Below are 8,832 nucleotides of genomic sequence, written 5' to 3'. Positions count from 1 at the left end.
CGGTGATGTTCACCAGAATGCCGCGTGCGCCTTGCAGGTTCACGTCTTCGAGCAACGGATTGCGAATGGCCGCTTCGGTGGCCTCGCGTGCACGGTTCGGACCGCTGGCGCACCCAGTGCCCATCATCGCCATGCCCATTTCGCTCATCACGGTACGCACGTCGGCAAAGTCGACGTTGATCATGCCCGGACGCTTGATGATGTCGGAGATACCGCGAACGGCACCGGCCAGTACATCGTCGGCCTTGGCGAAAGCCGACAGCAGGCTTGCGTCTTTACCGAGGATGGTCAGCAGCTTCTAGTTGGGAATGGTGATCAACGAGTCGACGCTTTCAGACAGAAGACGATTGCCTTCGTCGGCGATCTGCATACGCTTGCGACCTTCGAACGGGAACGGACGGGTCACCACCGCAACGGTGAGGATCCCCATTTCCTTGGCCACTTCGGCAATGATCGGCGCAGCACCGGTACCGGTACCACCGCCCATGCCAGTTGTGATGAACACCATATTGGTGCCCTGCAGGACTTCGGCAATGCGCTCACGGTCTTCGAGAGCGGCCTGACGACCTACTTCAGGGTTGGCGCCGGCGCCAAGACCTTTGGTCACGCCGGTGCCCAGTTGCAGGATGGTCCGCGCGCCGATGCTTTTCAGCGCTTGGGCATCAGTGTTGGCGCAGATGAATTCAACGCCTTCAATGTTGCTCTTGACCATGTGATTGACAGCGTTGCCGCCGCCACCGCCAACACCGATAACTTTAATTACCGGGCTTGCGGGGATGTTGTCTACGAGTTCGAACATTTTCCCTCTCCTTACATTCTCTAGTTTTTTCGCCTACTGCTGTTTGAAGCGGTGTTGCGGTAAAGCTTTAGAAATTGCCTTGTACCCAGCTCTTGAAGCGATCGAGCAAGGCGACTTTCGGTTCGTCATTGCTGTAGCTGTCGCGGCTGCCGATGCCCGAGAACGAAATCCCGTCGGACTGCTTCTGCAGGCCGTACATCAACAGGCCAACGCCAGTGGAATAGATCGGGTTGCGGACCACGTCGTCCAGGCCCTTGACGCCATGCGGCACGCCCAGGCGAACCGGCATGTGGAAGATCTCTTCGGCCAGTTCCACCGCGCCTTCCATCTTCGACGTACCGCCAGTCAGCACGATGCCGGCCGGGATCAAGTCTTCGTAGCCACTGCGACGCAGCTCGGCCTGGATCAGGGTGAACAGCTCGTCGTAACGCGGCTCGACCACTTCGGCCAGGGCCTGACGGGACAGCTCGCGCGGTGGACGATCGCCGACGCTCGGCACCTTGATGGTTTCACCGGCACCGGCCAGTTTGGCCAGGGCACAGGCGTAGCGAATCTTGATTTCTTCGGCGTACTGGGTCGGGGTGCGCAACGCCATGGCGATGTCGTTGGTCACCTGATCGCCCGCAATCGGGATCACCGCGGTGTGACGGATCGCGCCTTCGGTGAAGATCGCGATGTCAGTGGTGCCGCCGCCGATGTCCACCAGGCACACGCCCAGCTCTTTCTCGTCGTCGGTCAGGACCGAGTAGGCCGAGGCCAACTGCTCGAGAATGATGTCGTCGATTTCCAGGCCGCAGCGGCGCACGCATTTTTCAATGTTCTGTGCGGCGTTGACGGCGCAGGTGACCACGTGAACCTTGGCTTCCAGACGCACGCCGGACATACCCAGCGGCTCGCGAACGCCTTCCTGGTTATCGATCACGTAATCCTGCGGCAGGGTGTGCAGCACGCGCTGGTCAGCCGGGATCGCCACAGCCTGGGCAGCGTCGAGAACGCGCTCAAGGTCGGCGGAGCTGACTTCGCGATCACGAATCGCCACGATGCCGTGGGAGTTCAGGCTGCGGATGTGATTGCCAGCCACGCCGACAAACGCCGAGTGGATCCGGCAACCGGCCATCAGCTGCGCTTCTTCGATCGCGCGCTGGATCGACTGGACGGTGGACTCGATGTTCACCACTACGCCTTTTTTCAGGCCGCGGGACGGATGAGTACCGATCCCGACGATTTCGAGCGTGCCGTCGTCCGAGACCTCGCCGACCAGCGCCACCACCTTGGAGGTGCCGATATCGAGACCGACGATCATTTTGCCGCTTTGCACGTTTGCCATGGGTCCTGCCTCTTCTTAATTCTTCGCGACAGCGGGTTGGGCTGTCGTGGGCGCTACAGGTTCCCGCCAGCCAACAGCGAGGCCGTTGGCGTAGCGCAGATCGATGCGCGCAATGTTCGTAATCTGCTCTTTGAGCGTCTTGTCATAGATGGCAATGAAGCGGCGCATCTTTTCCACCAGCTTGCCGCGTCCCAGCAGCAGTTCGATTCCCGGGCCCGCGCTGCCGGCGCCGGTGGTCAGGAACCAACTGCCTCGTTCACGCAACTCCAGGCGTGCAATCGAGAAGCCCAATGGCCTGAGCATCTGGCTCAGTACCTGGTATTGCTGCATCACTTGCTGCTGGGCCCGCTGCGGGCCGAACAACTGCGGCAAGTGTTCATAGTTCGCCAGTTCACGCGGGGTGAACGCCTGCCCCTGGTTGTTCAGCAGCGACTCATCGCCCCAGCGGGCCACCGGCAGTTGTTCTTCCAGGCGAATCACTACTTGATCCGGCCACACCCGACGCACTTCGGCGTGGGCAATCCATGGCATCTGTTCAAGCTCGGTACGCATGCTCTCCAGGTCGATGGTGAAGAAGCTCGACGCCACGTAGGGGGCGATCCGCTGCTGCACCGCTTGCTGGCTGATGTAACTCAAGTCGCCCTGCACCGCGATCTTGGTGATCGGCCGGTCGGCGTACGGCAGCAAACGCTGTGCGCCTTCATAAGTGCCGAACCCCAGCGCGACCAACAGCACGGGCCAGAACAGACTTTTCAGAAAACCAAAATTGGCTTTCGGCAGGCGCGCAGACATCGGCTCTTTGGCCACCATTCGGCTGGCACCCCGCGGCACCGGCTTGCGGCCGGGTGCGGAAGGCTGATGACGTAGCTGAGCGCCTTGCATGGTCTTAACCTCTTGTCGGCTCTTGGTTACCGGCAGCATTGCCGGTAACGCTGGCGGCCAGAATCGCCAGAACCAGTTGCTGGAAATCCAGGCCAGCGGCACGGGCCGCCATCGGAACCAGACTGTGATCGGTCATGCCCGGTGCGGTGTTGACTTCCAGGAACCAGAACTGCCCGTCGGCGTCCTGCATCACGTCTGCCCTGCCCCAACCGGCGATACCCAGCGCCTCACAGGCTTTGGCCGTGAGGTCCATGAGTTCTTTTTCTTTATTGCTGTCCAGGCCACACGGGATCCGGTACTGGGTATCGGAAGCCACGTACTTGGCGTCGTAGTCGTAGAAACTGTGGGTTGTGCCCAGGGCGATTGGAGGCAACACCTGGTCACGCAGGGTGGCGATGGTGAACTCCGGACCTTGAATCCATTGCTCGACCAACACTTGCGAATCGTAGGTACTGGCCGCTTTCCATGCGTCGATCAATTCGGACGCGGAGGTCACTTTGGCCATCCCGATACTGGAACCTTCATGGGCCGGTTTGACGATCAAAGGGAAGCCCAGTTCCGTGGCCGCCGAAATACAATCGGCCTCGCAGCTCAGTACCGCGTGGCGCGGCGTCGGAATACCGAGGCTATGCCAGACCTGCTTGGTGCGCAGTTTGTCCATGGCCAGTGCCGAGGCCAGAATGCCGCTGCCGGTGTACGGAATGCCCAGGCATTCGAGCAGGCCCTGCATGCTGCCGTCTTCACCGCCACGACCGTGGAGGATGATGAAGGCGCGGTCGATTTTCTCGTTCAGCAGACGCTGCAGCAGATCATCGCCCACATCAAGACCGAAGGCGTCCACACCGGCGCTTTGCAGTGCGTCGAGCACCGCGTTACCCGACTTCAGGGAGACCTCACGTTCGGCACTCTTGCCGCCGAACAGCACGGCGACACGGCCGAAGTCTTTCGGCGCGATAGTGGAGACGAGGTTGGCGTAAGCAGCAGTCATTTCAACTTCCCCACGCTTGGCGCGGCAACCGCGCCAGCGAACAACGGACTGTTCAATAGTTTCGGTGCGAGACCGCCGATATCACCGGCGCCCTGGCACAACAGAATGTCGCCGGCACGCAGCAGCGGCTTGACGATTGGCGCGAGGTCGATGCCGCGCTCGATGTAGATCGGGTCGAGCTGACCGCGCTGGCGAATGCTGTTGCACAGCTTGCGGCTGTCAGCGCCCGGGATCGGCTCTTCGCCGGCCGGGTAGACTTCCATCAACAGCAGCACATTGGCGTCGGCCAGCACATTGACGAAATCGTCGTACAGGTCGCGGGTACGGCTGTAACGGTGTGGCTGATAAACCATCACCAGTCGGCGCTCCGGCCAGCCACCGCGCACGGCTTTGATCACGGCCGCGACTTCGGTCGGGTGATGACCGTAATCATCCACCAGCATCACGTTACCGCCATCAACCGGCAGTTCGCCGTACACCTGGAAGCGACGGCCAACACCCTGGAAGCCGGACAGGCCCTGGACGATGGCTTCATCGCTGACGCCTTCGTCGGTGGCGATGCAAATGGTCGCCAGCGCGTTCAGCACGTTGTGGTTGCCCGGCATGTTCACCGACACATCGAGCGGCTCGCGATCAGGGCGCAGCACGGTAAAGAAGGTCTGCATGCCCTGCTGACGCACATTGATGGCACGCACGTCGGCATCGTCGCCAAAGCCGTAAGTGACCGTCGGACGTTTCACTTGCGGGAGGATTTCACGCACCACCGGATCGTCCAGGCACACCACCGCCAGACCGTAGAACGGCAGGTTGTGCAGGAACTCGACGAAGGTTTTCTTCAGTTTGTTGAAGTCGCCGTCGTAGGTCGCCATGTGGTCGGCGTCGATGTTGGTGACCACGGCCACCAGCGGCTGCAAGTGCAGGAAACTGGCATCGCTTTCGTCGGCTTCGGCGATCAGGTAACGGCTGGTGCCGAGCTGGGCATTGGTGCCCGCGGCATTCAGACGACCACCGATGACGAACGTCGGGTCCAGGCCACCAGCGGCGAACACCGAAGCGATCAGGCTGGTGGTGGTGGTTTTGCCGTGGGTACCGGCAACGGCGATGCCGTGGCGGTAGCGCATCAGTTCGGCCAGCATCTCTGCACGCGGCACCACCGGAATCCGGCGTTCCAGGGCCGTGGCCACTTCCGGGTTGGAAGTGTTCACGGCGCTGGAGGTGACCAGCACATCGGCGTTCGTGGCGTTCTCGGCACGGTGACCGATATAGATGTGGGCACCGAAGGATTCCAGGCGCTCGGTCACCGGCGATGCTTTGAGGTCGGAGCCGGACACTTCATAGCCCAGGTTCAGCAACACCTCGGCAATGCCGCACATGCCCACGCCGCCGATACCGACGAAGTGGATGCGACGGATGCGGCGCATTTCCGGGTGCGGCATGGCTTTTTTGTTCTCAACCATGAGCCACCTCCAGGCAGGTATCGACCACGTTACGAGTGGCATCGGGTTTGGCCAGGCGGCGTGCCGCGGTGGCCATGTCGTTGAGTCGTTGCGGTTGCATCAAGACCTCTGTCAGGCGAGCGGCAAGATCCGCTGCGCCAGTCGTTCTTTGCGGCATCAGGAAGGCAGCGCCTTCACGGGCCAAATAATCGGCGTTGCGGGTCTGGTGATCGTCGATCGCGTGGGGCAAAGGCACCAGCATCGAGGGCAGACCGGCAGCCGCCAGTTCACTGATGGTCAATGCGCCTGCGCGGCACACCACCAGGTCGGCCCAGCCATAGGCTTGGGCCATGTCTTTGATGAAAGGCTGCACTTGCGCCTCGACGCCAGCTGCGCGATAGCGCTCTGCAGTCACTTCATCGTGGTTTTTGCCGGCCTGATGAAACACGTCCGGACGCAGGTCGGGAGCGACTTGCGACAGGGCTTCAGGCAGCAACTTGTTCAACGGCTCTGCGCCCAGGCTTCCGCCCAGGATCAGCAAACGCGCCTTGCGACCGGCCAGGGCAGGTCGCGGTGTTTCGAGGAACAGCTCGGTACGCACCGGGTTACCGGTGGTGCGACGGCTGTTCGACAGGGTAAAGGTGTCAGGGAACGCTTCACAGACTCGGGCGGCCAACGGCACCAGCAACCGATTGGCGGTACCGGCCACGGCGTTCTGTTCGTGAACGATCACCGGCACGCCGGACAATTTGGCTGCAACGCCGCCGGGCCCGGTCACATAACCCCCGAAGCCGACCACGCAGACTGGCCGCAGCTGACGAATGATCGCCCGCGCCTGCCAGATCGACTTGAGCAACATGAACGGTGCCTTGAGCAGGGACAATTTGCCCTTGCCGCGCAAACCGCTGGCGTTGATCCGATGCAATTGAAGGCCGGCCGCCGGCACCAGATCGTTCTCGATCCCGCGCGGCGTGCCCAGCCAGTGCACGGTGTAACCGCGGGCCTGGAACTCCCGAGCGCAGGCCAATGCCGGGAACACGTGGCCCCCCGTGCCGCCGGCCATGATCAATACGTTAGCGCCCATGGTTCGGCTCCTCGGCGAAGTCGCTCTCATGGAACTCCATCTCTTCACTGCCCAAGTGGGTTCGACTCTCCCACTCGATGCGCAGCAACAAGCCAAGACAGGCACAGCAGATCACCAACGAACTGCCGCCATAACTGAGGAATGGCAGAGTCAGCCCCTTGGTCGGCAATAGGCCTACGTTCACTCCGATGTTGATCAGGAACTGACCGATCCACAGGAACGACAAACCATACGCGATGTAAGCGGCGAAAAATTGTTTGGCCTTCTCGGCCCAATAACCGATGTACATGCCACGAATACAGACAAAGACGAACAGCGCCAAGGTGCATAACGAACCCACGGCACCCAGTTCTTCGGCCAGGACCGAGAACACGAAGTCAGTGTGGGCTTCCGGCAGGTAGAACTGTTTCTGCACGCTGTTGCCCAGGCCAACGCCCAGCCATTCGCCGCGACCGAAAGCGATCAAGGCTTGAGACAACTGATAGCCCGCACCGAACTGGTCGGCCCACGGGTCCGCAAAGTTGGTCAGTCGCGCCATTCGATACGGCTGCATCTGAATCAACAACACCACCGCACCGACAGCCAGGACAACCATCAAGGAAAAACGGAACAGCCCGACGCCGCCGAGGAACAGCATCGCTGCAGCCGCCCCCATCATTACAACGGTGGCACCGAAGTCCGGCTCCATCAGCAACAGCCCCGCCATCGGCAGCAGAACGATGAACGGCTTGAAGAAACCCATCCAGCTTTCACGCACTTCTTTCTGGCGACGCACCAGATAACCGGCGAGGTAGATCACCACGAACACCTTGGCGATCTCGGAAGGCTGAACGTTGAAAAAGCTGAAGCCGATCCAGCGCATCGAACCGTTCACTTCACGGCCAATGCCGGGGATGATCACCATCACCAGCAAACCGAATGCACCAATCAGCATCAGCCAGCCCAGGCGTTGCCAGGTAGCGATCGGAATCATCATGGTGACGATGCAGGCACCCAGTCCAAGCACTACGTAGATCAGGTGGCGGATCATGTAATACAGGGCACTGCCCGATTGCACCGCCGCCACTTCAGTGGATGCCGATGCAATCATGACCAGCCCCAGGCCCAGCAACGCCAGGCAACCGGCGAGCATCGGGAAATCGAGGTCGATGCCGCGCCCGGTGATGATCGGCGACGGGTACGGCTTGATGATATTCAGGAGGCTCATGCCAAGTCCTCCACGGCGCGGACAAACTGGTGACCGCGATCTTCGTAGTTCTTGAACATGTCGAAACTGGCGCAGGCTGGGGACAGCAGCACCGCGTCGCCCTTTTCGGCGATGGCGCGGCATTGCGCGACCGCTTCGATCAGCGAGCCGACGCGAATCAGTGGCACGGCATCGCCGATGGCCTCGCCGATCTTGTCGGAATCACGGCCCATCAAAATGACGGCGCGGCAGTTGGCCGCCACCGGATCACGCAAATCCTTGAATTCGGCGCCCTTGCCATCGCCACCGGCGATCAGCACCAGCTTGCCGTCGATGTCCGCGCCCAGGCCTTCGATGGCGGCCAGAGCAGCACCGACGTTGGTGGCTTTGGAGTCGTTGTAGTAGCTCACGCCATTCAGCTCGCGTACCCATTGGCAGCGATGCTCGAGCCCGGCGAAATTGCGCAGGGCCGAAAGCATGGCGTCGAACGGCAGGCCGACGGCATGCCCCAGTGCCAAGGCCGCCAGAGCGTTGGACTGGTTATGCGCGCCACGAACTTTCAACTCGCGCACAGGCATCAGGTTCTGGAATTCGAAGGCCAGGTATTTCTCGCCGTCTTCTTCCCGGATCCCGAAGGCCTTGAAATCGGGTTTGCTCAAACCGAAGGTCCAGCACGGCTGACCTTCGCCCATCAGCGGACGGCTCAAGGCGTCCTGACGGTTGACCACAAACTGCCTGGCACCCCGGAAGATCCGGTGCTTGGCCAGGTGATAGGCCGGCAGACCGCTGTAGCGGTCCATGTGGTCTTCGCTGATGTTGAGCACGGTCGCCACTTCGGCGTTGAGTTGATCGGTGGTTTCGAGCTGGAAGCTCGACAACTCCATCACGTACAACTCGATGTCGTCGCTGAGCAAATCCAGCGCCGGTGTGCCGAGATTGCCGCCGACAGCAACACGCTTGCCGGCCGCAGCCGCCATTTCGCCGACCAGGGTGGTGACGGTGCTTTTGGCGTTGGAACCGCTGATGGCGACAATCGGCGCCTTCGCGTTACGCGCGAACAGCTCGATGTCGCCGGACAACTTCACGCCACGGGCGGCGGCAGCCTGCAGGGCCGGGGTCGCCAGCGCCAG

The 8,832-nt window shown here is 61.4% G+C and carries 7 protein-coding genes and 1 pseudogene; all 8 read right to left on the bottom strand.

Annotated features, from left to right (window positions below):
* Nucleotides 1-799 (bottom strand): annotated as a pseudogene (gene ftsZ, locus ACIPLA_RS27585) (cell division protein FtsZ); the annotation flags it as partial.
* 67 nt (nt 800-866) lie between these two features.
* Complete coding sequence (gene ftsA / locus ACIPLA_RS27580; RefSeq protein ID WP_007904319.1) at nt 867-2,126, bottom strand: cell division protein FtsA; 1,260 nt, start codon at nt 2,124-2,126, stop codon at nt 867-869.
* A gap of 15 nt (nt 2,127-2,141) precedes the next feature.
* On the bottom strand, nt 2,142-3,008 hold the full coding sequence (locus ACIPLA_RS27575) for a cell division protein FtsQ/DivIB (protein WP_007904320.1): 867 nt from the start codon (nt 3,006-3,008) through the stop codon (nt 2,142-2,144).
* A 4-nt stretch (nt 3,009-3,012) separates the two neighbouring features.
* On the bottom strand, nt 3,013-3,996 hold the full coding sequence (locus ACIPLA_RS27570) for a D-alanine--D-alanine ligase (RefSeq protein WP_192345504.1): 984 nt from the start codon (nt 3,994-3,996) through the stop codon (nt 3,013-3,015).
* Nucleotides 3,993-5,453 carry a UDP-N-acetylmuramate--L-alanine ligase gene (gene murC / locus ACIPLA_RS27565; RefSeq protein WP_401177573.1) on the bottom strand — a complete coding sequence of 487 codons (1,461 nt, stop codon included), beginning with the start codon at nt 5,451-5,453 and terminating at the stop codon, nt 3,993-3,995. Before murC ends, ACIPLA_RS27570 begins: the two co-directional genes overlap by 4 nt.
* Nucleotides 5,446-6,516, bottom strand: coding sequence for an undecaprenyldiphospho-muramoylpentapeptide beta-N-acetylglucosaminyltransferase (gene murG / locus ACIPLA_RS27560; protein WP_008072109.1), 1,071 nt, complete (start codon nt 6,514-6,516; stop codon nt 5,446-5,448). Before murG ends, murC begins: the two co-directional genes overlap by 8 nt.
* On the bottom strand, nt 6,506-7,723 hold the full coding sequence (gene ftsW, locus ACIPLA_RS27555) for a putative lipid II flippase FtsW (protein ID WP_123494465.1): 1,218 nt from the start codon (nt 7,721-7,723) through the stop codon (nt 6,506-6,508). Before ftsW ends, murG begins: the two co-directional genes overlap by 11 nt.
* Nucleotides 7,720-8,832 (bottom strand): UDP-N-acetylmuramoyl-L-alanine--D-glutamate ligase (gene murD / locus ACIPLA_RS27550; protein WP_401177569.1); only part of this gene is annotated, 1,113 nt, incomplete at its 5' end. The genes ftsW and murD, both read right to left, overlap by 4 nt.

It is taken from the genome of Pseudomonas sp. NPDC086112 (genome assembly GCF_044746425.1).
GTDB lineage: Bacteria > Pseudomonadota > Gammaproteobacteria > Pseudomonadales > Pseudomonadaceae > Aquipseudomonas.
Note: the sequence above shows the minus strand (reverse complement) of the source record. Positions and strands in the feature narration are given on the sequence as shown.